The sequence below is a fragment of the Geodermatophilus sp. URMC 60 genome, from assembly GCF_053502585.1.
This window is the reverse complement of record NZ_CP199958.1, coordinates 3,399,847-3,421,621: the sequence shown is the minus strand read 5'-3', so window position 1 is coordinate 3,421,621 and position 21,775 is coordinate 3,399,847. Positions and strand designations below refer to the sequence as shown.

The following is a 21,775-nucleotide window of genomic DNA, read 5'->3' as shown; positions in this document are numbered from 1 at the left end:
CCTCCCCACCGCTCGCACGCTCGCGGCGGGGCCCCGGGACGAGGCCGCCCGAAGCACACATCGAGGAGATCCCGTGACCCAGCGACTGATCACCCACCTGCGGCACGTCGACCTGGCCGTGCCCGACTACGGCAAGCAGCTCGACTTCTACACCAACACCTGGGGCCTGAAGGCCGAGCACAGCGACACCGGCATCACCTTCCTCGCCGCCGAGGGCAGCCCGGAGCAGTACGTCGTCCGGCTGCGCGAGTCCGCCGACAAGCGGATCGACCTGATCTCCTTCGGCGCGGAGGACGCCGCCGACGTCGACACCCTGGCCGGGCAGCTGGCGGCCGACGGCGTGCAGCTGGTCAGCGAGCCGGGCGACCTGCAGACCCCCGGCGGCGGCTACGGCTTCCGGTTCTTCGACAACGAGGGCCGCACCGTGGAGATCAGCTCCGACGTCGCGGTCCGGCAGCACCGGGCGATCGAGGAGGGCGAGTCGATCCCCGTTCGCCTGTCGCACGTCGTCATCAACTCCGCCGACCCCGAGGGCACCCGTGCGTTCTACGAGAGGCACCTCTCCTTCGCCCTGTCCGACACCCTGATGCACCCGCGCATGGGCGAGATGATGTGGTTCATGCGGGTCAACCGCTGGCACCACTCGATGGCGATCGCCCGGTGCCCGCACCCCTCGCTGCACCACGCCAGCTTCGAGCTGCGCGGCATCGACGAGTACATGCGCGGCACCGGCCGGCTGCTGCGTGCCGGCGTGGAGAAGATCTGGGGCCCGGGCCGGCACATGGCCGGCAACAACACCTTCAGCTACTTCCTGGACCCCAATGGCAACACGATGGAGTACACGACCGAGCTGGAGGAGGTCGACGAGGACACCTGGCACCCGCACCTGTACGACTTCTCGAACCCCGAGGTCACCGACCAGTGGGGGACGGCGAACGCGATGAACGAGTTCGTCGCGAAGAAGTCGTTCAACGACCCGGACAAGGGCCTGTTCGTGGCCCCTCCGGTCTGATGCGGTTCGCCACCTGGGAGGCGGAGGGCCGCGTGCAGGCCGGCGTGGTCAGCGCCGCCGGCCTGCACGCCCTCCCCGACGGGACGACCGTGCTGGACCTGGTCCGGGCGGGGCTGCCCGCCGCGCTCGAGGCCGGGACGGCGGCCCTCGCCGGGCCCGCCGTCCCGTTCGGGTCCGTGCGGCTGCTGCCGCCGCTGCAGGCCCCGACGGTGCGCGACTTCGTCGCCTTCGAGGAGCACGTGGAGGGTGTCCGCAAGGCGATCGACGGTCAGGCCGGCGTCGTGCCCGAGTGGTACGAGGCGCCCACGTTCTACTTCACCAACCCGTACGCGCTCGTCGGCGCGCACGACGACGTCCCGGTCCCGCCGGGGTCGCAGCGGTTCGACTTCGAGCTGGAGGTCGCCGTCGTCGTCGGCCGGGACGGCGCCTCGCTCACCCCGGAGGCCGCGCGCGAGCACGTCTTCGGCTACACGGTGCTCAACGACTGGTCCGCCCGTGACCTGCAGGCCCGGGAGATGAAGGTCGGCCTCGGGCCAGCCAAGGGCAAGGACTCGGCCACCACGCTCGGCCCCTGGCTGGTCACCGCCGACGAGCTCGAGCGCTACCGGGACGGCGACGGCTTCCTGGCGCTGGACGTGCGGGTGTCGGTCAACGGCACCGAGGTCGGCCGAGACCTGCTGTCGAACATGGGCTGGCCGTTCGAGGAGCTCATCAGCTACGCCTCCCGGGGAACCGAGGTGCGCGCCGGTGACGTGCTGGGCTCGGGCACCTGCGGCAACGGCGGTTGCCTGGCCGAGCTGTGGGGACGCCGCGGCGAGCAGACCCCGCCACCGCTGCAGCCCGGCGACGTCGTGGAGATGACCGTCGAGGGCATCGGCACCATCCGCAACCGGGTCGTCCCCGGACTCGACCTGCCGCCCGTTCGGCCGGCCCGGCCGCGGCCGCGGTCCCGGGAACGGGCGTCGTGAGGGTCAGCGGCAAGGTCGTCGTCGTCACCGGCGCCGGCCAGGGGCAGGGTGCCGCGGAGGCGCGGCTGCTGGCCGCGGAGGGAGCGACGGTCGTCGCCTGCGACCTGGAGCCCGAACCGGCCGAGGACGTCGGCGGTGCGGAGTACCGGCAGCTCGACGTCACCGATGCCGGCGGCTGGACGGCGCTGGCCGGCGACCTGCGCGCCCGGTTCGGGCGGGTCGACGGGCTGGTCGCCAACGCCGGGATCACCTGGCGGGCCCGGCTGGCCGAGCTCGACCCGGCCGACCTGGCGCGCGTCTCGGAGGTCAACGTCACCGGGACGCTGCTCGGCATCCAGGCGCTCACCCCGCTGATGCCCTCCGGCGCGGCGATCGTCGTGGTGGGCTCGGTCGCCGCGCTGACCGGGCACTACCCGATCGCCTACACCGCGTCGAAGTGGGCGCTGCGGGGGCTGGCCAGGGCGGCCAGCCTGGAGCTCGGTCCCCGCGGCATCCGGGTCAACACCGTGCACCCCGGCTACATCGAGACCCCGATGACCGCGTCGGCGGCCCCGGCCTTCCGGGACGCCAACGTCGCCGAGACCCCGCTCGGCCGGACCGGCAGCGTCGACGAGGTCGCGCCGCTCGTCCTCTTCCTGCTGAGCGACGAGGCCTCGTTCATCTCCGGCGCCGAGATCCCCGTCGACGGCGGCATGACCGCCCACGGCGGCGTCAAGTCGATCAGCGACGCGCTGCGGAGCCCGGCGTGAGCGGGCCGCTGGCGGGCGAGGTCGCGCTCATCACCGGCACAGCCGGCGGTCAGGGCCGGACGGCGGCGCTGCTGTCCGCCGCGGAAGGCGCGACCGCGGTGGGCATCGACCTGCAGGCCGACGGCACGGCAGGGACCGTGGAGCTGGTGCGCGCTGCCGGCGGCGTCATGGACAGCACCCACCCGCTCGACCTGGCCGACGAGGACGGCGTCCGGCCCCGGGTCGAGGCCGCGGCCGAGGCCCACGGCGGCATCGACGTCGTCCACGGCGACGCCGGCACCCGCTTCTCCCCCGTCGACCGGACCGGCCACGCCGACCGGTCCTTCGCCCTGCGCAACGGGCTCGACATCGCCGGCCACGGAGGGCGCCGCGTCCGCTGCGCGCTCCTCCTCGCCTCCGACGAGGCCTCCTGCGTCACCGGCGCCGACCTCGTGGCCGACGGCGGCTGGTCCGCCGTCCTGCCCGACGCCTGCTGAGAACCCAGCGAGAGGAACCCCCGTGTTCGAGTACTTCCCCACCGGCCCCTACACCTACAACCTGGCCGTCGTCGCCACGCTGAACTCCGGTGGCCTCATCGACGAGGTCGACCGCGCCTGCCGGCCGATCAAGGAGGCCGCAGCCGGCGGCGAGGACGCCGGCACACCGGACTTCCTGCGCGCCTGGACCGCGCTGACCGACCAGCTCGTCGGGCAGGCCGAGGGCGCGGAGAAGGCGGGCCACACCCGCACCGCCGGGCAGCTGTACTTCCGCGCCGGCAACTACCTGGCCCAGGCCGAGCGGATGCTGGCCCACTCCGACCCGAACCGGATCCCCACCTACCGGCGGCTGCTCGAGCTGACCCAGAAGGCGTTCGACCTGCACAGCCCGCGCGTGCAGCGGGTCGAGATCCCCTACGAGGGCACCACGCTGCCCGCCTACTTCAGCGCTGCACCGGCCGCCGACGACGGTCCGGTGCCGGTGGTCGTGCTGGTCAACGGCCTGGACTCGACGAAGGAGCACCAGTACGCCTCGGCCCACTGGGAGGAGCTGGCCGCCCGCGGGATCTCCTGCCTGATGCTCGACCAGCCCGGCACCGGCGAGGCCCTGCGGCTGCAGGGTCTGCCGGCCCGCATCGACACCGAGGTGTGGGCCGGCGCGGCCGTCGACTGGCTGGAGACGCGGCAGGACGTCGACCGGCACCGGATCGGGATCGCGGGCTGGTCCCTGGGCGGCTACTACGCCCCACGCGCCGCGGCGTTCGAGAAGCGGTTCGCCCTCGTCGTGGCCTGGGGGGCCAACCACGACTGGGGTGCCGTGCAGCGCCGCCGCAAGGAGCGCGAGGGCGAGCGGCCGGTGCCGCACTACTGGGAGCACGTCCTGTGGGTGTGGGGCCACGACGGCGACGAGAACGACCTCGACGCGTTCCTCGGCTTCGCCGACGGCGTCCACCTCGACGGCGTCGTCGAGAACATCACCGTGCCCTTCCTCATCGCGCACGGCGCCAACGACCGGCAGATCCCGCTGGAGTACGCGCACCGCTCCTACGACCAGGCGGTCAACTCGCCGAAGCGGGAGCTGCGGGTGTTCACGCCGGACGAGGGCGCGACCGAGCACATCGGCCTCGACCACCTGCCCTACGTCAGCACGTTCATCGCCGACTGGGTGGCCGACACCTTCGCCGAGCTGGGGGGCCGGTCGTCGTGAGCACGCTCTTCGTCGAGCTCCCCGTGCGCGACCTCGGCGTGGCCAGGGCCTCCGCGGCCGGGCGCCGGCCGTGGCTGCCGGCCCGGGAGGACGGCGCCACCTACACCAGCAGCTTCGCCGACCCGCACGGGCACGCGTGGCAGGTCACGTGGATGGACCAGCAGCACGTCGTCGACCGACCGGACGCGGCCTGCGACACACCCGTGCTCCGCCGGCGGCCGGAGTTCCTGGAGCAGCCGGTCGGCCCCCTCTCCGACGGGGACCACCGGCGGCCCGCCGCGGACGCAGGCGGACGCTGCTGCTCGCGGCCAGCACTCGACGAGGATCACCGCGAGGCCACCCTCGCTCGTGCGGACGCCCGGTGGTGGCTGGGCCGGGTGCCGTACACCCGCTTGAAGGCGACGCTGAGCCCGAAGCCGCTCTCGTAGCCGACCCGCCGGGCCACGGCCTCCACGGTGGCGTCGGTGCGCTCGAGCAGGTCGGCGGCCTGGCACAGCCGCCAGCCGGTCAGGTAGGCCATCGGCGGCTCGCCGACCAGCTCGGTGAACCTGCGGGCGAAGGTGGCCCGGGAGACGCCGGCCCGCTCGGCGAGCTCGGCCACCGTCCACGGCCGGGCCGGCTCGGCGTGCAGCAGGCGCAGCGCCGGGCCCACGACGGGATCGCCCAGCGCGCGGTACCAGGCCGGCGGCTCGACGTCGGGGCGCGCGAACCACTCGCGCAGCGTGGACAGCAGCAGCAGGTCCAGCAGCCGGTCGAGGACGGCTTGCTGGCCGGGGTCGTTCCGCTCAATCTCGGTCACGGTGAGCTCGAGCATGGGGCGCAGCCGCCCGCTGCTCGGGACCACGAGGACCCGCGGTAGTGCGTCGACGAGGCGGGCCGATGCCCGACCGCGCACCGGGTAGGTGCCGGTGAGCATCGCGGTCGGACCGTCCAGGCTCTCGCCGCAGGTGCGCAGGCCCAGTGTGAGCTGGTCGCCGACGTCCGTGCCGTCGGCGGTGGTGCAGCGGTCGCCGGAGTGCAGCACGTACAGCGGCGTGGCCGAGGTGTCGCGGTCGTCGGCGACGGTGAACGGCCGCCGGCCGACGACGACCGCCACCTCGGCCTCCCCGATGGGGACGGGATCGGCGTCGTCCGGGACGATCCAGCCCGAGCCACGCAGCATGGCGACCAGGGTCAGCGGACTGTCGTGGGCGAAGCGCACCGCCCAGGGCGGTGTGACGATGTCGCGGCCGAACAGCGCTCCGCTCGACCGCACCTCGTCGAGCAGGCTCGCGAGCGCGTCCATGGCGCGAACGCTAGACCTGTCGTGGACGGCGGGACATGGGATCGAGATCCTGAACCATGTCGGCGCTCACGGTGCGGCCGTTGACTCGGTGCATGACCACCGCGGACCCCACCACCCACGGACGTCGCGCTCGAGCGGGCGACACGGCCGCGCGGACGGCGACCGACGTCCCCACTCCGGAGGACAGCTCCTCCCGGGTGCCCGAGCCGATGACCGTCGTCGGTCTGGGCCCCATGGGCACCGCACTGGCCCGGGCCCTGCTCACGGCCGGTGCCCCCACCACCGTGTGGAACCGCTCCGCGTCCCGGGCCCGCCCGCTGGCCGACGACGGGGCGACCGTCGCGGACACCCTGGCGACCGCCGTCACCGCCGGCTCGCTGGTCGTCGCCTGCCTGCGCGACCACGCCGCGTTCCGCGAGGCGTTCGGCGACCTGGACCCCGACGACCTGCGCGGACGGACCGTGGTCCACCTGTCCTCGGCCACCCCGGTCGAGGCCCGACGGACCGCCGACTGGGCCGCCGAGCGCGGCATCACCTACCTCAACGGCGCGATCATGGTGCCCACACCGCTGATCGGCACCCCCGACGCACTCATCCTCTACAGCGGCCCGACCGCGGTCTTCCGGGCCGCACGGGCACGGCTGGCCCTGCTCGGGACACCGGACCACCTCGGTGAGGACCCCGGCCTGGCGTCGTTGTTCGACGTGGCCATGCTGGAGGTCTTCTTCGCCGGCATGACGTCGTTCCTGCACGCCGCCGCGATGGCGTCGGCCGGCGGGGTGCCGGCTGGCGACTTCCTCCCCTACGCCCAGCGGGTCGTCGCCATCCTGCCCGACACCCTCGCCGGGCTGGCCCGCGACGTCGACGCGGGCACCCACCCCGGCGACGAGGACCAGCTGGCGATGGAGGCGGCCGCGCTGGACCACATCGTCGAAGCCGCCGAGGCGAGCGGCACCGACAGCAGCCTGGCCGTCCTCATGCGCGACCTCGCCCGCCGGGCCGTCGCGTCCGGCCACGGCACGGACGGCTTCTCCCGCCTGGTCGACCACCTCCGCCGGCCGCTCCCCCGATGAGGGCGGCTCCCCACTGAACAGGAGGACCGCATGACCGGCACGGCACGGGACCAGCCGATCACCACCCGGGACCGGGGCGTCCTGCTCGTCATCTGCGGCGCCATCTTCCTCGAGGGCATCGACGTCGCGATGCTCAACGTCGCGCTCCCCGCCATCCGCGCCGACCTGGGGCTGTCCACACCCGCACTCAGCGCCGTCGTCAGCGCCTACGTCCTCGGCTACGGCGGCTTCCTGCTGCTGGGCGGGCGCGCCGCGGACCTGCTGGGCCACCGCCGCGTGTTCCTGGTCTGGCTCACCGTCTTCCTGGCCTTCTCCGGGCTGGGCGGACTGGCCACCGAGGGCTGGGTGCTGCTCCTGGCGCGGTTCGTCACCGGCGTGGCAGCTGCGTTCATGACGCCCGCCGGACTGGCGCTGGTCACGGAGCGATTCCCCGAGGGACCGGCGCGGACCAGAGCCCTCGGCCTCTACGCCGGGACGGCGGCCGCCGGCTTCACCCTCGGCCTCGTCATCGGCGGCCTGCTGACGTCGGTGGGCTGGCGCTGGGTCTTCCTCGCGCCGGTCCTCCTCTCCGGGACGATCCTGCTGGCCGCCGTCCCGCTGCTCCGCGAGGGCGGCGACACCTCCGGAGCGCGCTCGTCCCGTCGCGGGAGCACGCGCGGCCAGGCCGATCTCGCCGGCGCGCTGTCCATCACGACGGCGATGCTGCTGTTGGCCTACGGCGTGGTTCGCGTGGAGCACGTGGCCGACGGTTGGGCGCAACCCCTCGTGCCGTTCGCCCTGGGACTGGCCCTGCTGGCGGTGTTCGTCGCCGTCGAGCGACGCGCCCGCACACCCCTGGTCCGGCTCGGGATCCTGCGCTCGGCGACCCTGGTGCGGACCGACCTCAGCGCACTGCTGTTCCTCGGCGCGTTCGCCGGTTTCCAGTTCCTCGTCACGCTGTACCTGCAGGAGCTGCGTGGCTGGAGTCCGCTGATGACCGGGCTGGCGATGCTGGTCATCGGCATCGACGCCATCCTGTCCCCCACCCTGACACCCCGGCTGGTCGACAGGTACGGGCTTCCGCCGGTGCTGCTTGCCGGGTTCGTCCTGGCAGCCGCGGCGTACGTCCTCTTCCTGCCCCTCGGGGTGGACTGGACCTACCTGACGATGCTGCCGGCCTTCCTCCTGGTCGGCCTCGCCTTCTCGCTGGCCTACGGGCCGCTCACGATGGCCGCGACCGAGGGGGTCGCACCCGCCGAGCACGGGCTGGCCAGCGGCCTGCTCTACACCGCCATCCAGTTCGGCACCGCGCTCGGGGTGTCCGCGGTGAGCGCCGTCCACGCGCTGGCCCGGGCCGACGCCACGGAGCTCGAGGCGCTGCGGTCCGCCCTCGTGGTGCCCCTGGTCGCCGCGGTCCTCGGCGCCGCACTCGTGGCGAGCGGCCTCCGTCGCCGGCGGGCCGGCGCGAACCCGGTGACCGTCGTCGACGGGACGGGGTCCGACCTCTGCTCCGCTCCGCGGTGACCGGTCACGAGATCCCACGGGCCCGCGGCGCCACACCTCCCACCGGCCGCCTCCGGGAGGGGCCTCCCATGAGCTCGCTGGCACCTGTTCGCCACCGACGGATCGACGTCCACGGCATCGACACCTCCTACCGCGAGGCGGGTCCGCCCGACGCGCGGGTCGTCCTCCTGCCCCACCGGTACCCCCGCGACCTCCTCGACCGGGTGCACGGGGGATGAGCCGGCTCGACCACGTCGGGCTCGGTCGGACGACCGGGCCCGACGTGCGTCTCGGGGCCCTGCGGTCGGCCGGCTCGTTCCCGGGCGGTGTCGAGCGCCGGCCGAGCGGGTGCGGGGTGCGTGGCCGCTGGTCGCCGGATCGGTGGCCGGCCGGTCAGATCGCCTCGACCCGCGGGTACTCCGGCCGCCACATCGCGGCGTGCACCTGCTGGACGGGGTCGTGCAGCTCGACCTGGGCCAGCCCCTCCGCCACCGCGGCCTCGGCCACGGCGATGCCGACCGCCGCGGACACCAGCCGCAGGTCGTCCACCGGAGGGAGGAGCGCCGACCCGGTGGTACCCGCGTCGGAGAGCCCGGCGACCGCGGCAGCAGCCGCGGTCAGCATGCCGGTGCTCACCCGCCGCGCCTTGACCACCGAGACCCCCAGCCCCAGACCGGGGAAGATCAGGGCGTTGTTCGCCTGCGCGATGACGTGCTCCTTCCCGTCCCGGTGCACCGGCGGGAACGGGCTTCCGGTCGCCACGAGGGCACGGCCGTCGGTCCAGGCCACAAGGTCCTCGGGCAGCGCCTCGCACAGGGAGGTGGGGTTGGACAGCGGCAGGATGACCGGTCGCTCGGCGGAGGCCGCCATCGTCCGCACGATCGGCTCGCTGAAGGCCCCCGGCTGGGTCGAGGTGCCGATCAGGATGGTCGGCTGCGCCCGGGCCACGACCTCGGCGAGCCCGATGGACCCGCTCGGTCCGGCCCAGCCGGCCGTCTCGCCGGTCGGGCGGGCGTACGGCACCTGGAAGTCGCGCAGCTCGGCGGCGCGTTCCTCGGTCAGGAGCCCGCGGCTCCCCAGTGCCCAGAACCGCTGCACGGCCTCCTCGCGGGACAGCCCCTCGCGCACCATGGCGTCGCGGAGCATGTCGGCGATCCCGATCCCCGCCGTCCCGGCGCCGTAGACGACCACCCGCTGGTCGCGCAGCCGCGCGCCGGTGGAGCCCAACGCGGCGAAGACCGCCGCCAGCACGACCGCCGCCGTGCCCTGCATGTCGTCGTTGAAGGTGCAGCAGGTCTCGTCGTACCGCTCGAGGATCCGCCGGGCGTTGCTCGCCCCGAAGTCCTCCCAGTGCAGCAGGGCGTTGGGGAACAGCTTGGTGCTCGCGGTCACGAAGGCGTCGATGAAGTCGTCGTAGCGCTGGCCGCGCACCCGGGAGTGCCGGTTCCCGAGGTACATCTCGTCGTTGAGCAGTCGCAGGTTGTCGGTGCCGACGTCGAGGACGACGGGGATGACCCGCCGGGGGTGGATCCCTCCGGCCGCCGTGTAGACGGTCAGCTTGCCGATGGAGATCTGGACACCTCCGACGCCCTGGTCCCCGATGCCCAGGATCCCCTCGGAGTCGGTGGCGACGATGAGGTCGCAGTCGTCCGGCCCCAGGCCGTAGGCGCGCAGGGCCCCCTCGATGGCGTCCGGCTCGTCGATGGACAGGAAGACCCCGCGCGGGCGGTTGTAGTCGTGGCTGAAGCGTTCGATGACGTCGCCGATGGTCGGCGTGTAGACGATCGGCAGCATCTCCTCCAGGTGCTCGCTGAGCAGCCGGTAGAAGAGGACCTCGTTCCGGTCGCGGAGGCTGGCCAGGTACACGTGCTTGGCGAGGGGGTCGGGCTGGCCCTGGTACTGCTGCTCCGTGCGGCGCACCTGCCCGTCCATCGACGACACCGCGCTGGGGAGCAGGCCCTCCAGGCCCAGTGCCTCCCGCTCGGCCCTGGTGAAGGCCGTGCCGCGGTTGAGCATCGGGTTGCGCAGCACGTCGTTGCCCCGGGCGCGGATGCGCGCGGTCAGGCTGTCCGGCGTACCGACCAGCTCGTAAGGCCGTTCGTACATGCGGTCCTCCTCGGGGGTGGAGCTCGGCCGGGGGCTGTCAGGGGGTTCGGACACGAAGCTTGGCAGGGCGGGACGGTCCCGACCCGTCGGACGGCGGTGGGAGACGGGCCGGGGACGACGGAACGGGCCCGGACGAGCCCGCTCCGCCGTCCCTCCGGTCAGTGGTGGCTGTCCGAGGCCCGGCGCGTCGGCCTGGTCGGGGTCGGGTGGTCGGTGTCGGTGTGCTCGACGACGATCCCCTCGGTGTCCCCTTCGAAGGTGGTGCCGATCGCCGGCGCCTCCGCGAAGATCGGCGCCTCCTCGGGCTGCCCGCGCCGCACGTTGAACAGCAGGTTGAGCAGGATGGCGGTGATCGCGGCGGCGCTGATGCCGGAGTCGAAGATGACCTCGAACCAGCTCGGGAAGGGCTCGTAGAACTCCGGGATGGCGATGGGGATGACGCCCATCGCCAGGGCGGCCGCGACGATGACCAGGTTGGCGTTGCCGTCGTACTCCACCTTGCTCAGCGTGCGGATGCCGCTGGCGGCGACCGTGCCGAACAGCACCAGTCCGGCGCCCCCGAGGACGGGCAGCGGCACGATCGCCACGATCGCCCCGAGGACCGGGAAGAGGCCGAGCAGGAAGAGGATGACGCCGCTCACCGCGACGACGAACCGGCTCTTGATCCCCGTGACGGCGACCAGGCCGACGTTCTGGGCGAACGCGCTGACCGAGAAGCCGTTGAAGACGCCGGCGACGGTGGTGGAGAGCATGTCGGCCTGCAGCCCGCCGGTCACGTCGCGGCGGGTGAGCCGCTTGTCCACGACCTCCCCGATGGCCAGGATGTCGGCCGTCGTCTCGGTCATGATCACCAGCATCACGACGAGCATCGAGACGATCGCCCCGACGGCGAAGGTCGGCGTGCCGAAGTGGAAGGGCTCCGTCAGCTGGAAGGGGGCGGCGTCCCCGAGACGGCCGAAGTCCGTCGCGCCGAACGGGATGGCCACCAGCGTGCCGAGGACGAGCCCGAACAGGATGGCCACGCGGTTGAAGAAGCCGCCCAGGAAGCGGTAGATCAGGATGATGATCACCAGGGTCGCCGCTGCCAGCCCGATGTTGCGCATCGACCCGAACTCGGGGCTGGTCGCGGCCCCGAGCGCCCACCGCATGGCCACCGGGAGCAGGGAGATCCCGATGACGGTGATCACGGTGCCGGTCACCACCGGCGGGAAGAACCGGAGCAGCCTGGTGAAGAACGGCGAGATCAGGAAGGCGATGGCGCCGGCGACGATGAGCGCCCCGAAGATGGCGCGCAGCCCCGCTTCGCCACCCAGCGGCGCCCCAATGGCGATCATGGTGGAGACGGCCGCGAACGACGTCCCCTGCACGATCGGCAGTCGCGCGCCGATCCGCCAGACACCGAGGGTCTGCAGGAGCGTGGCCAGGCCGGAGATGAACAGCCCGGCGCTGATCAGGTAGGTGGTCTGCGCGGGGGTCAGCTCGAGCGCCGTCCCCACGATGATCGGCACCGCGACCACGCCTGCGTACATGCTCAGCACGTGCTGCAGGCCGTAGGCCACCATCGGCCCTGGCGGGAGCACCTGGTCGACCGGGTGCACGCCGGTCGTGCCGGCACCGGTGCGGCCCCTCTTGTTCCACTTGGCCATCGAACGGTCTCCTCGCTCAGCGGGTCGGTGTGGTCACCAGCCCTGGCCGGGATCGAAGGCCAGGCCGGGGGCGGGGGCGTCGTCGCGGCGGACCGTGAGCTCCTGGAGCCCGTAGGGACGGTCGTCGGCGTGGAAGACCTCGCCCGCGTTCTCGATGCCGAAGCGTGCGAGGTCGTAGACGAAGTGGTGCTTGTTCGGGGCGGTGATGCGGACCTCGCCGATCTCCGGCTGGTCGTCGATCACGGCCGCGCCGGCGTCGTAGAGGGTCTGCTGGTGCGCCAGGCTGTAGTGGTTGCCGTAGGTCTCCAGCAGCGTCTGCACCACCCGGTCGTGGGACTTGCCCCAGTCGACGTCCTCGCTGGTGTGCAGCCACTGGGCGCGCATCGACGTGGCCATGAGGCGGTCGTGCGTGGGGGCCAGCGTCGTGAACCGGTCCTCCAGGAAGTCCGCGAACTCGGAGTCGGTCGTCTTGAGGATCCACAGGTCCTCGACCCCGGAGACCACCCAGGTGGTGGAGCCGTCGTAGGTGATCGTCGCGGTGCGGACGTAGCGGCCGTCGCGGGTGAAGGCGTGCGGGTTGCCCAGCCGGGTCCAGGGGTACATCTCGAGACGCACCCGCGCGTGGGTGATCGGCTCGGTGCTGTCGACGAAGTGGCGGGCCAGCCGGATGCCGAACGACTCCGGCTGGGCGACGACGTCGTCCTCCTTCGCGAACGCGTAGACGGTGTTCTTCTGCGTGTCGGTCGGCAGCACCGGGGAGTTGTCGCCGGTGAGGTGCGGGGCGTCCTGCCCGCCCCACAGCGCGACGCTGACGTTGTAGTCGACGATCTCGTGGGGGTCGCTGTCGCGGAAGACTCGGACCACCCGGTTCTCCGCCTTGCCGTACTGGTTGTGGCCGAGCACGACTGCCATGTGGATCACTCCTGTTCTAAGAACCTCGGTAGGTGGAGAACGCGTACGGGCTGAGCAGCAGGGGGACGTGGTAGTGCCGGTCGTCGGTGACGGTGAAGGCCACCGTCACCTCGGGGTAGAAGCCGGTCCGGCCGGTCGCCGCGAAGTAGTCGCCCGTGGCGAAGGCCAGGCGGTGGATCCCGGCGCCGAGGCCGTCGGGGGTGAGGTCGCGCAGCCGGCCGTCGGCGTCGGTGACACCGTTCCCGAGCGGCTGCCAGTCCTCCCCCGTCCGGCGTTCCAGGGACACCCGCACCCCCGCGGCGGGCTGTCCGGAGACGGCGTCGAGGACGTGCGTCGACAGGGAGCTCATGACTGCAGCGACCTCTCCAGCCGGAGGCGGGTGATCTGCCGCAACTGCTCGGCGACCTCGCGCCGTTCGGTCTCGGGGTCGTTGCCCAGCCGGCGGCGGACCTCGCTGAGCACCTCCGCGGGAGAGCGGCCGGCCGCGCGGATCAGGAAGACCTGGTCGAAGCGCTCCTCGTAGGCGAGGTTGCCCTCGCGCAACGCGGTGCGGACCTCGGTGCCGGCGTCGTCCATCCCGGACTGCTCCTGCCGGGACCAGGCGGCCTCGGTGGACGAGCCGGCCACCCGCTGCCCGATGCGGGGGTGCGCCGCCAGCGCCTCGGCCAGGTCGTCGGGTCCGAGTTCCCGGATCGCGCGGTCGCTGGCGGTCAGGAGCTCGTCGACGTCGGCATGGGGTCGGCCGGCGACCATGCGGACGATCCAGGCAGGGGCCGCGCAGCAGGCGGCCAGCTGCTCCTCGGCCCGGTCGGCGGGCAGCGCGTTCAGCGTCCCGAGGCCGGCCGGCACCGCGTTCACCGACCCGCTCACCGGGCACCTCCCGTCAGCAACGAGCGGACGGCGCCGGGGAGCACGCTGGGGTCGGGAACCGGCCGGCCCGCCAGCACGTCGTCGACCGCCCCGCCGTCCGGACCGCACTCCTGGCCCAGCACCTGCCGGGCCTGGGTGCTCGGCAGGCTGTTGAACCAGCGCAGCCCCAGCTGGGCCCATCTCCGGTCGCCGAGGGCGCCGTGCAGCCGCACCCGGGCCATCCCCCCGTCGGGGAAGACGTCGAGCCGGACGGTGTCGACCTCGCCGACGTCGGGGAGCCGGAACAGGTGGCGGGTGTCGGGCTGCAGTCGGGTCCTGGGCAGCAGCTCCGTCCAGTCCCCGGAGCAGGTCTCGGCGGTGATCCGGACGCCGTCGCGGCGCGCCGCGGCGATGAGCGGAAGGGCGTCGGTGCTGGAGTGGTGCAGGATGTGCGTCCGCGCGCCCGTGGCCCGTGCGGCGTCGATGACCCGGCGGATGGCCCGGTCCTCCGCCCCCCGCGGCCGGGAGGACAGGAAGTCGCCGTAGTCGTCGCTGTGCACGCTGGGGGCCTGCTCGATCGCGTCGCCGTCCTCGGCGTGGACGAGGAGCAGCCCGTCGACGGTCCGCAGGACCCGCAGGTAGTCCTCGAGGTCCTCCGGGCGCAGCGGCGGGAACTCGTCGACTCCGGAGTGCACGAGAAAGCACGTGAAGCCGAAGACGCCCCCGGCGTGCAGCGCGGTCAGGTCCCCGAGGTTCCCGGGGACGGCGCCACCCCGGAAGCCGACGTCGACGAAGCACTGCCCCAGGGCGCTCTTGCGCTCCACCTCCAGCGCGGCCACGTCCACCGTCGGCGGGATGCTGTTGAGCGGCATGTCCAGGATCGTGGTGACGCCACCGGCGGCAGCCGCCCGCGTCGCCGACGCGAACCCCTCCCACTGGGTGCGGCCGGGTTCGTCCACGTGCACGTGGGCGTCGACCAGGCCGGGCAGCAGGACCACGTCATCTCCGAGCTCGACGACCCGCCGTCCCGCCAGGCCCGCCTCCAGCGGCTCCACCGCGGCGATGCGCCCGTCGGTGACTCCGACCCACCCGGCCTGCTGGCGCCCCGACGTCACGAGACGCCCAGCGCGCAGGACCGTGTCGTACCGGGTCACGAGGCCTCCCGTTGCGGAGTGGAGAGGTGGGTGGTGGAGGTGGTGGGGCCGGCCGGGCGACCCGCGACGGCGCGGGCGTGTGCCGACATCTCGACTGCGCTCCGCCGGGCGCTCGGTGGACGCCCGATGCCGGGGAACGCTAGGAGTGGCGCTGTGATCCAGTCAACAGTCGGCCGGAGATATACGAAATACCCGGCCTCGGAGGGATTGGCGATCGGGGCTCGCGTCGCATATCCGATATATCTTCCGCGATCCCCGGGTTCGTGCCGACGGATCGCTTGACCACGCCGCTCAGCAGTGCCTACGGTCCGTTCCACTCTCATGGGGGTGCCGTTCGCATTGACGACGACCCGACTCGCGGAACTCTCCGGCCACGGCAGCTGCGACCATTTTCCCTGCTCCGACCGGCTCTACTCCCCGGGAGACGTGATGGTCACCCACACCCTCGAATACGCGGTCGACTGCTCCATCGTGTTCACCGAGCTGCCTTTGTCGGAGCGCCAGGCGAGTTCGGGGCATCGATGACGGCCCGGAGGAGGCACACTCTCTGCCACGTACGCCAGCAGAGCGAGGTGGCAGGTGGCGACCACGTCCCGACCGCAGACCATGCAGGAGGCGGTCCTCCAGGAGCTGCGGCGTCGGATCAACGACGGAGAGCTGCCGCCGGGAACCGTGATCCGGGTCGACGCGGTCGCAGGAGCTCTGGGGGTCAGCCGGATCCCGGTCCGCGAGGCGCTCATGATCCTCGAGGGAGAGGGGCTGGTGACGCATCGTCCCCACGTGGGCTTCGCCGTCCCGAGCCTCACCGCTGAGGAGCTCGAGGAGATCTACTACCTCCGCGCCCTGCTCGAGGACGAGGCCCTGCGGCGGGCGGTGCCACACGCCACGGACGCCGACCGCGCGGCGGCCCGGGAGGCCTGCGCGGCGGCCGAGGAGGCGCTCCACCGGAGGCAGCTCAACGCCTTCAGCGACAACGGCCGGCGCTTCCACGCAGTCGTCCTCGCGCCCTGCCGCATGCCGCGTCTCCTCCGTCTGCTCGACGGCCTGTGGGACGCCACCGAGACCTACCGAGCAGCGAACAGACTCGACGAGACGGGGCAGGAGGCCCTGCAGGCCGAGCACCAGGTCATGCTCGATGCCTTCCTCGCCGGCGATCAGCAGCAGCTGGTCGACGCAGCCGCGCTGCACCGGCAGCACCTCCTCGCCGGAGCCCTGCTCGGCACGTGTCCCGCGTCCGAGACGCCCGCCGGGCGGCCGTGACGGCACGGCTTTCCGTCGTACCCACCGGCCACGCTGTACCTGTCCGGATCGCACCGCCGGCGTCGCCGTCGCAGACCGCGGCAACCGCACCGGCGGGTCCGGGAGGAGGCGAGGACGAGATGAGGACGTACGACCCCGCGGACGGCATCGTCTACGTCCACCTGGCGCAGCACCCCACCGCTCCGGCGACGCCGCCGCACGCCCACGACGAGTGCCACCGGCTGCCCGCCGGCTACGCGAACGCGTCCCTCCGGGACGCGCTCGGTGGACGACGTCCGGACGGCGCCCGTCCGGCGCTCGCCATCCTCCCCGGAGGAGCGGCAGCGGCCCCCGGTCCCGCCCCCGCGGCGCCGGCGCTGCGCCTGGTCCGGTAGCTCCCCTGCACCGAGCCGCCCGCCACGGCAGGGGGCAAGTCCCGGGAAGGCCACCCGCAGACCGCAGCACCGCGATCCGCCGCCGGAGACAGCCGCGCCCGGGTCCCGCCGGCCGCGATGGAGCGCCGAGTCCTCGCGGTCCGGGATCGCGACTGATCTCGTCCGGGGCGGCGGGGCACCTGCCCGGCGGCGCGTCGTCTCCTGCGCGGCCGTGGTCAGCCGTCCCGGGTCGCTGAGCGTCGCTCTCGGCGGGATCGGACAGGCCGGCGTCCCCGCGGACACGGCTGGTCGGTGCGCCGTGCCCGCCGAGCAGGACGGCAACCTCGGGCCGGCAGACCATCGCGCGGTCCTCCGACGGACTGGACGTCGACCGGCCGCCGACGGACGAAGGGAGGATCAACCCGCACGTCGGCGTCCGCAAGGACGCCGCCCCCAGCTCCACCACCCCTCCGCTCGACGGGAGGTGGCCCCTCCCCCATGAGCCGCTCCCCCGCGACACGCGACGCCGCCGGCGGCTCCGTTGACGCAACTGATGGGTTGCCATGATATCGCAACTACTGGGTTGCTACTTAAGCGAGGCTCTCATGGCATTTCCCGACCGCATCGAGCGGACCGTCGAGATCGCTCGACCGCCGGCCGCCGTCTGGCACGCGCTCACCACGGCCGAGGGCCTGGGCGCGTGGTTCGGCGACCGGGCGTCGATCGACCTGCGCCCCGGCGGTGCGGCCCAGCTCGAGTGGAAGGAGGGCTCCACGGCCGACCTGCGCGTCGAGCGCGTCGAGGAGCCGCGGGTCTTCGGGTTCACCTGGCACGTCTACGGCCTGCCCGACGACGACCCACGCCGCACGTACGTGGAGTTCACGCTCGAACCGACCGACACGGGCACACGGCTGACCGTGGTCGAGAGCGGCTTCGCGCAGTTGCCGGAGGACGCCCACCGCACGGCGTACGACGGCAACACGCGGGGCTGGGCGCGTGAGCTCGGCGAGCTGGTCGACCACCTCGATGCCGCCTGACATCGAGGCCATCGCGGAGCAGGTCTTCACCGCCCTCGCCGACCCGACCCGACGCGGCATCCTGGCCGCCCTGGCCTCCGACGGTCCGGCCACGGCCACCGACCTGGCCGGGCGGCTACCGATCACCCGGCAGGCCATCGCCAAGCACCTGGCGCTGCTGTCCGAGGCCGGCCTGGTCACGGCCGAGCCCGGTGAGCGACGCCGGGTGCGCTACCGGCTCCGCTCCGCCCCCATGCAACTGGCGCAGCAGTTCCTGGCCGCCCTGGCCCGCGACTGGGACGGCCGGCTCGACGCGTTGCAGGACCACCTCGGCCGGCGCCCCCCCGACACCGCCCGACCCGGGGACCGCGACCCGTGAAGTGGCACCTGCCGGCCGGTGGCGGACCGGCGGACCGTCCGCGACATCCGGCCGGACTCCGCAGCACGGGAGGCCCACCACATCGACGTCCCCTGATCCCGTCCATGAGCTCGCATCCGGATCCCGAGGTGGAGATCTCGCCATGAAGACACCCCCGACCGTGTCACCGCAGGAGTGGGAAGCCGCGCGTCAGCGGCTCCTGGTGAAGGAGAAGGAACTGACCCGTGCCCGTGACGCGATGGCGGCGGAACGTCGCCGCATGCCGTGGCAGCGGGTGGACGAGGCATACCTGTTCGACGGGCCGAACGGCCGGGCCAGCCTGCTCGACCTCTTCGAGGGTCGCCGCCAGCTGGTCGTCTACCGCGCCTTCTTCGAACCCGGCGTGTTCGGCTGGCCCGACCATGCCTGTCGCGGCTGCTCCCTGGTGGCCGACCAGGTTGCCCACCTCGCCCATCTGAACGCCCGCGACACCACTCTGGCCTTCGTCTCCCGGGCGCCACAGCCGGACATCGACCGGATGAGGACGCGGATGGGCTGGACGATGCCCTGGTACACCATGACCGACCACTTCGACACCGACTTCGGTGTGGACGAGTGGCACGGCACGAACGCGTTCATCCGTGATGACGACGGCAACGTGTTCCGCACCTACTTCATCAACAACCGCGGCGACGAGGCCTTGGGCAGCACCTGGAGCTACCTCGACATGACCGCGCTCGGACGTCAGGAGGAATGGGAGGACTCGCCCGACGGCTATCCCCGGACCCCGCCGTACGAGTGGTGGAACTGGCACGACGAGTACGAGGAGCCCGCGGCCGGTTGACCGGCCCGGATCGCCGGAACGACGGCGAGCGGAGGTGCCTCGGTCCGCGCCTACGGGCGGCTCCGATCATCGACGGCGCATTCCCGGACACCGGCATCGGAACCGCGCACCCGGCCACCCCGGTGGGGCGTTCGGTCGTCCCGGCAGCCACGCGGTCGCAGGCGTGTGCGGATGCGCCGTGTCGCCCCTCGGGACGACGCCCGGAGCCCCGCGGTCGACGACAGTGCGGCTCAGCGGTCCCGGCGTCCCCGGCCCGGAGCCCGCGTGGGAGCTCCCCGGAGAGCCGCCCGCCTCCGCAGACGGTGGCGGTCCGGCGTCCCCCCGGCGGACCCACCGACGACCGAGCCCCCACAACGGCGCGCGACAGGCACGCACGACCCCCGTGGGCGGCGTAGCGTCCGGGCACGGAGCCACAAGGGTCCCCTGATGAGGGAGCACGCGATGGCCGACAAGTCCCCTCGACACTCCATGTCGAAGAAGTCCGGCAAGTCCATCAAGGAGAAGCGCACCGAGCGCAAGGCCAAGGCCGACGCCGCGTCCCAGATGGAGCGGCTGACACGGGACAAGAAGCACTGACCCGCCGCGGGGTGTCCCCGTCTGACGAGCACTCCGCGACCGTCCCCACCGCCGTGGTGTGGTCCGCGAGGAGTCGTGCCCCCACGGGTTCCCGACCCTGACAGCCACGTCCATCGACCGACCGGAGGGGTCCCCCATGAACACCGAGTCGCAGGATCCCGGCACCCGCCCCGAGCCCGAGGCCGCCAGTAGGGGGACCTCCGACACCACCCTCGCCGAGAGGAACGCGGAGGAGCGAGCCGACATCGACGAGGACCGACGTCGGGTGCGGGAACTGGACGACGGCGAGTTGGGCGGGGAGGCCTGAACGTCGCGCTCTGCCGAGCCGCAGACCGCGCAGTCCCCGCGGCCCTGAGACCTCCCACAACCCGCCGTCGGAGTCACGGCCCCGGCCAGCATCGCGACGCCGACGGGCAGAGGCGTCGACGCGGACGGAGGAGCCTCACCGGCGCTCCGTGGACGCAGCCGGTTGCCGGTCGCGTCGATCGACTCGCGAGCGGTCAGTCGATCACGCCGGATGCGTCTCGGGCGTCCTCTGCGACGACGGGGTTGCGCGGGACGCCGAGGCGTTCGACCTCGGCGACGTCGCCCGCGTGCAGTGGCCGCGGCGGCGTCGTGGGGGTGGCCCACGCCCGACGGCGTGCCGGTGGCCGGCAGGTCGCCGGAGCCCGAAGGGCGAGGTCTGCGGGACCAGGGAGAGGATGTCCCCGACGGGTGGACCATGGTCGGTGCGGCCGTCCTGATCGCGACCGCGCCGGTGACGGCCGGGCGCAGTCCCGGCAGCCGTACCGGACCTGGCGGACGGGTCAGCCCCCGGTCCACGCGACGTGCCCGACATGTGCTGAGAGGAAGACGGATGGCGACCGACCGGCCCGACCCGGGCGAGTTCCTCGAGCTGGCGCAGCGGATGCTGCGCGAGCTGTTCGGCGATTCGCGGAGGGATGACCAGCCGTGGGCGGAGGCGACGCGTCGTCCGCGCGAGCGCTCCGAGATCGCGGAGGGCAACCGCGAGCCCAGCGCTGAGGAGCAGCGCGAGAACCTCACGTTCGCACTGGCGACGCGCGCCGTCGAGGCGCTCGAGGACCTGGCGCTCAACGTCGCGGCGATCCGTCAGCGCCTCGAGCGCACGGACACGCGAGCCTCGGGAGCGCGGCCCGGGAGCGAGGGGCGGGGCCCGACCGGAGATGACACCGCCGGGCAGTGACCCCGACCCGCGCTGCGGCCCGGTGATGGTCGGTTCCTCGGCGCAGGCGAGGACGGCCCCGACGTGGCTGAGCTCGAGCCCCGTGCCCACGGAGCACGAGTCCGGGTGGATCAGGTCTCCGCCCGCGGCGGGACCCTGTCCAGCGTCAGGTGCCCACCCACCGCAGCGCTCCCGAGGACCGCATCGAACATGAGCACCTCGCCACCGGCCCCCGCCGACGGCCGCGCCTCCGCGCTGCGCGGCCGGGCCACGCCCGGAAGGGGCGGGGCGGTCGGCATGGTGCTCGGCGGCATCCTCTCGGTGCAGTTCGGCGGCGCGCTGGCCGCGACGATGTTCGACCGGGTCGGCCCGGCCGGCATGGTGACCCTGCGGCTGTGCGGCGCCGCGCTGGTGCTGGGGCTGCTGGTCCGCCCCCGCTGGCGCGGCCGCTCGTGCGCCGACTGGGCCGTGATCGCCTCGTTCGGGCTCTCGCTGGCCGCCATGAACTGGCTGTTCTACGAGGCCCTCGCCCGGATGCCGATCGGCGCGGCGGTCACCGTGGAGTTCCTCGGGCCGCTGGGCCTGGCCGCGGTGCTGTCGCGCCGGCTGCAGCACCTCGGCTGGGTGCTGATGGCCGCCGCCGGCGTGTTCCTGCTCGGGTACGGCTCCCTGACGGGGCTGGACCCGGCCGGGGTCGCCTTCGCCCTCGGCGCGGGTGCGTGCTGGGCGGGCTACATCCTGCTGTCGGCCGAGACCGGGCGCCGCTCCACAGGGCTGGACGGGCTGGCTCTCGCCAGCGGAGCAGCCGCGCTCGTGCTGCTGCCGATCGGGCTCACCTCGGCCGGACCGGCGCTGCTGGCGCCCGACGTGCTGCTGGTCGGGCTGGCGGTCGCCCTGCTGTCCTCGGTGGTGCCCTACGCCCTCGAGCTCACCGCGCTGCGTGCCCTCGCCAGCCGGGTGTTCGGCGTGCTGATGAGCGTGGAACCGGCCGCGGCAGCCCTGGCCGGGCTCCTCGTGCTCGGCCAGGTCCTCACCCCGGTGCAGCTGCTCGCGGTCGCGTTGGTCGTCGTCGCGAGCGGCGGGGCCGCCCGCTCGCCCGCCAGGGCTCCCCTGCCCACCGGCGAGCCCCGTCGGCTGCGACGCCCCTGGACGAGGTCGCGCTCACCATCGGATCGCCGGGGCGAGCCATGAGGGCGGCCGCGAGGGAGTCCCCCCGCCCCCGGTCTATGGCCGACCAGGGTCCCGGACCGCGAACCGGCAGTGGAG

25 protein-coding genes are annotated in these 21,775 nt (G+C 73.3%); 18 read left to right on the top strand and 7 right to left on the bottom strand.

The genetic code is table 11. From position 1 onward, the window contains the following. Window positions 1–73 precede the first annotated feature (73 nt). The 5 genes from ACWIX3_RS16235 to ACWIX3_RS16215 are packed head-to-tail and all read left to right on the top strand — an operon-like array spanning window position 74 to window position 4,412. Complete coding sequence (locus ACWIX3_RS16235; protein WP_448608375.1) at window positions 74–1,012, top strand: VOC family protein; 939 nt, start codon at window positions 74–76, stop codon at window positions 1,010–1,012. Next, on the top strand, window positions 1,012–1,980 hold the full coding sequence (locus ACWIX3_RS16230) for a fumarylacetoacetate hydrolase family protein (protein WP_448608374.1): 969 nt from the start codon (window positions 1,012–1,014) through the stop codon (window positions 1,978–1,980). The genes ACWIX3_RS16235 and ACWIX3_RS16230 overlap by 1 nt, the downstream gene beginning before the upstream one ends. Beyond that, a complete protein-coding gene (locus tag ACWIX3_RS16225; RefSeq protein WP_448608373.1) occupies window positions 1,977–2,729 on the top strand; it encodes an SDR family NAD(P)-dependent oxidoreductase in 753 nt (250 codons plus the stop codon). The genes ACWIX3_RS16230 and ACWIX3_RS16225 overlap by 4 nt, the downstream gene beginning before the upstream one ends. After that, window positions 2,726–3,205, top strand: coding sequence for an SDR family NAD(P)-dependent oxidoreductase (locus ACWIX3_RS16220; RefSeq protein ID WP_448608372.1), 480 nt, complete (start codon window positions 2,726–2,728; stop codon window positions 3,203–3,205). The genes ACWIX3_RS16225 and ACWIX3_RS16220 overlap by 4 nt, the downstream gene beginning before the upstream one ends. Window positions 3,206–3,227: 22 nt before the next feature. Further along, window positions 3,228–4,412: an alpha/beta hydrolase family protein gene (locus ACWIX3_RS16215; RefSeq protein WP_448608371.1), complete on the top strand. Its 1,185-nt coding sequence runs from the start codon at window positions 3,228–3,230 to the stop codon at window positions 4,410–4,412. Between the two features lie 325 nt (window positions 4,413–4,737). Here the strand turns inward: ACWIX3_RS16215 and ACWIX3_RS16210 are convergent, their stop codons facing one another. Beyond that, complete coding sequence (locus tag ACWIX3_RS16210) at window positions 4,738–5,697, bottom strand: cupin domain-containing protein (RefSeq protein ID WP_448608370.1); 960 nt, start codon at window positions 5,695–5,697, stop codon at window positions 4,738–4,740. Window positions 5,698–5,789: 92 nt separating this feature from the next. On the opposite strand from ACWIX3_RS16210, the gene ACWIX3_RS16205 reads away from it, so the two are divergent. The 3 genes from ACWIX3_RS16205 to ACWIX3_RS16195 all read left to right on the top strand — a co-directional run bounded on the left by ACWIX3_RS16205 (window position 5,790) and on the right by ACWIX3_RS16195 (window position 8,491). Continuing rightward, the gene (locus ACWIX3_RS16205; protein WP_448608369.1) at window positions 5,790–6,770 is read left to right on the top strand and encodes an NAD(P)-dependent oxidoreductase; all 981 of its coding nucleotides are present in this window, start codon (window positions 5,790–5,792) and stop codon (window positions 6,768–6,770) included. Between the two features lie 30 nt (window positions 6,771–6,800). Further along, entirely contained in the window at window positions 6,801–8,273 is a 1,473-nt protein-coding gene (locus ACWIX3_RS16200; RefSeq protein WP_448608368.1) for an MFS transporter, read from the top strand. A 68-nt stretch (window positions 8,274–8,341) separates the two neighbouring features. Then, a complete protein-coding gene (locus tag ACWIX3_RS16195) occupies window positions 8,342–8,491 on the top strand; it encodes a hypothetical protein (protein WP_448608367.1) in 150 nt (49 codons plus the stop codon). Window positions 8,492–8,645: 154 nt separating this feature from the next. On the opposite strand, the gene ACWIX3_RS16190 is transcribed toward ACWIX3_RS16195, so the two are convergent. From ACWIX3_RS16190 to ACWIX3_RS16165, 6 genes are all read right to left on the bottom strand, one after another. Beyond that, window positions 8,646–10,358: an NAD-dependent malic enzyme gene (locus tag ACWIX3_RS16190; protein ID WP_448608366.1), complete on the bottom strand. Its 1,713-nt coding sequence runs from the start codon at window positions 10,356–10,358 to the stop codon at window positions 8,646–8,648. 158 nt (window positions 10,359–10,516) lie between these two features. Continuing rightward, window positions 10,517–12,004: a nucleobase:cation symporter-2 family protein gene (locus tag ACWIX3_RS16185; protein ID WP_448608365.1), complete on the bottom strand. Its 1,488-nt coding sequence runs from the start codon at window positions 12,002–12,004 to the stop codon at window positions 10,517–10,519. A gap of 33 nt (window positions 12,005–12,037) precedes the next feature. Beyond that, a complete protein-coding gene (gene pucL / locus ACWIX3_RS16180; protein WP_448608364.1) occupies window positions 12,038–12,916 on the bottom strand; it encodes a factor-independent urate hydroxylase in 879 nt (292 codons plus the stop codon). 16 nt (window positions 12,917–12,932) lie between these two features. Next, complete coding sequence (gene uraH / locus ACWIX3_RS16175) at window positions 12,933–13,265, bottom strand: hydroxyisourate hydrolase (RefSeq protein ID WP_448608363.1); 333 nt, start codon at window positions 13,263–13,265, stop codon at window positions 12,933–12,935. Continuing rightward, on the bottom strand, window positions 13,262–13,786 hold the full coding sequence (gene uraD, locus ACWIX3_RS16170; protein WP_448608362.1) for a 2-oxo-4-hydroxy-4-carboxy-5-ureidoimidazoline decarboxylase: 525 nt from the start codon (window positions 13,784–13,786) through the stop codon (window positions 13,262–13,264). The genes uraH and uraD overlap by 4 nt, the downstream gene beginning before the upstream one ends. Next, complete coding sequence (locus ACWIX3_RS16165) at window positions 13,783–14,919, bottom strand: amidohydrolase family protein (protein WP_448608361.1); 1,137 nt, start codon at window positions 14,917–14,919, stop codon at window positions 13,783–13,785. The genes uraD and ACWIX3_RS16165 overlap by 4 nt, the downstream gene beginning before the upstream one ends. 327 nt (window positions 14,920–15,246) lie before the next feature. Here ACWIX3_RS16165 and ACWIX3_RS16160 point away from each other — a divergent pair, with 327 nt between their 5' ends. The 10 genes from ACWIX3_RS16160 to ACWIX3_RS16115 all read left to right on the top strand — a co-directional run bounded on the left by ACWIX3_RS16160 (window position 15,247) and on the right by ACWIX3_RS16115 (window position 21,700). Beyond that, window positions 15,247–15,444, top strand: a complete 198-nt coding sequence (locus ACWIX3_RS16160; RefSeq protein WP_448608360.1) for a hypothetical protein — start codon at window positions 15,247–15,249, stop codon at window positions 15,442–15,444. Window positions 15,445–15,498: 54 nt separating this feature from the next. Then, window positions 15,499–16,179: a GntR family transcriptional regulator gene (locus tag ACWIX3_RS16155; protein WP_448608359.1), complete on the top strand. Its 681-nt coding sequence runs from the start codon at window positions 15,499–15,501 to the stop codon at window positions 16,177–16,179. Window positions 16,180–16,298: 119 nt separating this feature from the next. Further along, a complete protein-coding gene (locus ACWIX3_RS16150) occupies window positions 16,299–16,553 on the top strand; it encodes a hypothetical protein (protein WP_448608358.1) in 255 nt (84 codons plus the stop codon). Between the two features lie 584 nt (window positions 16,554–17,137). Continuing rightward, window positions 17,138–17,569, top strand: a complete 432-nt coding sequence (locus ACWIX3_RS16145; protein WP_448608357.1) for an SRPBCC domain-containing protein — start codon at window positions 17,138–17,140, stop codon at window positions 17,567–17,569. Continuing rightward, the gene (locus tag ACWIX3_RS16140; protein ID WP_448608356.1) at window positions 17,559–17,927 is read left to right on the top strand and encodes an ArsR/SmtB family transcription factor; all 369 of its coding nucleotides are present in this window, start codon (window positions 17,559–17,561) and stop codon (window positions 17,925–17,927) included. The genes ACWIX3_RS16145 and ACWIX3_RS16140 overlap by 11 nt, the downstream gene beginning before the upstream one ends. 142 nt (window positions 17,928–18,069) lie before the next feature. Beyond that, complete coding sequence (locus ACWIX3_RS16135) at window positions 18,070–18,750, top strand: DUF899 domain-containing protein (RefSeq protein WP_448608355.1); 681 nt, start codon at window positions 18,070–18,072, stop codon at window positions 18,748–18,750. Between the two features lie 441 nt (window positions 18,751–19,191). Further along, window positions 19,192–19,326, top strand: a complete 135-nt coding sequence (locus ACWIX3_RS16130) for a hypothetical protein (protein ID WP_448608354.1) — start codon at window positions 19,192–19,194, stop codon at window positions 19,324–19,326. A 136-nt stretch (window positions 19,327–19,462) separates the two neighbouring features. Beyond that, entirely contained in the window at window positions 19,463–19,633 is a 171-nt protein-coding gene (locus ACWIX3_RS16125) for a hypothetical protein (protein ID WP_448608353.1), read from the top strand. 549 nt (window positions 19,634–20,182) lie between these two features. Then, window positions 20,183–20,530 carry a hypothetical protein gene (locus ACWIX3_RS16120; RefSeq protein ID WP_448608352.1) on the top strand — a complete coding sequence of 116 codons (348 nt, stop codon included), beginning with the start codon at window positions 20,183–20,185 and terminating at the stop codon, window positions 20,528–20,530. A gap of 189 nt (window positions 20,531–20,719) precedes the next feature. Continuing rightward, a complete protein-coding gene (locus ACWIX3_RS16115; RefSeq protein WP_448608351.1) occupies window positions 20,720–21,700 on the top strand; it encodes an EamA family transporter in 981 nt (326 codons plus the stop codon). Window positions 21,701–21,775 lie beyond the last annotated feature (75 nt).

Bases quoted from the DNA above. Each gene is read 5' to 3' on its own strand.
- ACWIX3_RS16140 (WP_448608356.1), top strand. From the start codon at position 17,559: ATGCCGCCTGACATCGAGGCCATCGCGGAGCAGGTCTTCACCGCCCTC.
- ACWIX3_RS16150 (WP_448608358.1), top strand. From the start codon at position 16,299: ATGAGGACGTACGACCCCGCGGACGGCATCGTCTACGTCCACCTGGCG.
- ACWIX3_RS16145 (WP_448608357.1), top strand. From the start codon at position 17,138: ATGGCATTTCCCGACCGCATCGAGCGGACCGTCGAGATCGCTCGACCG.
- ACWIX3_RS16115 (WP_448608351.1), top strand. From the start codon at position 20,720: ATGAGCACCTCGCCACCGGCCCCCGCCGACGGCCGCGCCTCCGCGCTG.
- ACWIX3_RS16120 (WP_448608352.1), top strand. From the start codon at position 20,183: ATGGCGACCGACCGGCCCGACCCGGGCGAGTTCCTCGAGCTGGCGCAG.
- uraH (WP_448608363.1), bottom strand. From the start codon at position 13,265: ATGAGCTCCCTGTCGACGCACGTCCTCGACGCCGTCTCCGGACAGCCC.
- ACWIX3_RS16195 (WP_448608367.1), top strand. From the start codon at position 8,342: ATGAGCTCGCTGGCACCTGTTCGCCACCGACGGATCGACGTCCACGGC.
- ACWIX3_RS16230 (WP_448608374.1), top strand. From the start codon at position 1,012: ATGCGGTTCGCCACCTGGGAGGCGGAGGGCCGCGTGCAGGCCGGCGTG.
- ACWIX3_RS16185 (WP_448608365.1), bottom strand. From the start codon at position 12,004: ATGGCCAAGTGGAACAAGAGGGGCCGCACCGGTGCCGGCACGACCGGC.
- ACWIX3_RS16210 (WP_448608370.1), bottom strand. From the start codon at position 5,697: ATGGACGCGCTCGCGAGCCTGCTCGACGAGGTGCGGTCGAGCGGAGCG.
- ACWIX3_RS16200 (WP_448608368.1), top strand. From the start codon at position 6,801: ATGACCGGCACGGCACGGGACCAGCCGATCACCACCCGGGACCGGGGC.
- pucL (WP_448608364.1), bottom strand. From the start codon at position 12,916: ATGGCAGTCGTGCTCGGCCACAACCAGTACGGCAAGGCGGAGAACCGG.
- ACWIX3_RS16190 (WP_448608366.1), bottom strand. From the start codon at position 10,358: ATGTACGAACGGCCTTACGAGCTGGTCGGTACGCCGGACAGCCTGACC.
- ACWIX3_RS16205 (WP_448608369.1), top strand. From the start codon at position 5,790: ATGACCACCGCGGACCCCACCACCCACGGACGTCGCGCTCGAGCGGGC.
- ACWIX3_RS16125 (WP_448608353.1), top strand. From the start codon at position 19,463: ATGAACACCGAGTCGCAGGATCCCGGCACCCGCCCCGAGCCCGAGGCC.
- ACWIX3_RS16130 (WP_448608354.1), top strand. From the start codon at position 19,192: ATGGCCGACAAGTCCCCTCGACACTCCATGTCGAAGAAGTCCGGCAAG.
- ACWIX3_RS16135 (WP_448608355.1), top strand. From the start codon at position 18,070: ATGAAGACACCCCCGACCGTGTCACCGCAGGAGTGGGAAGCCGCGCGT.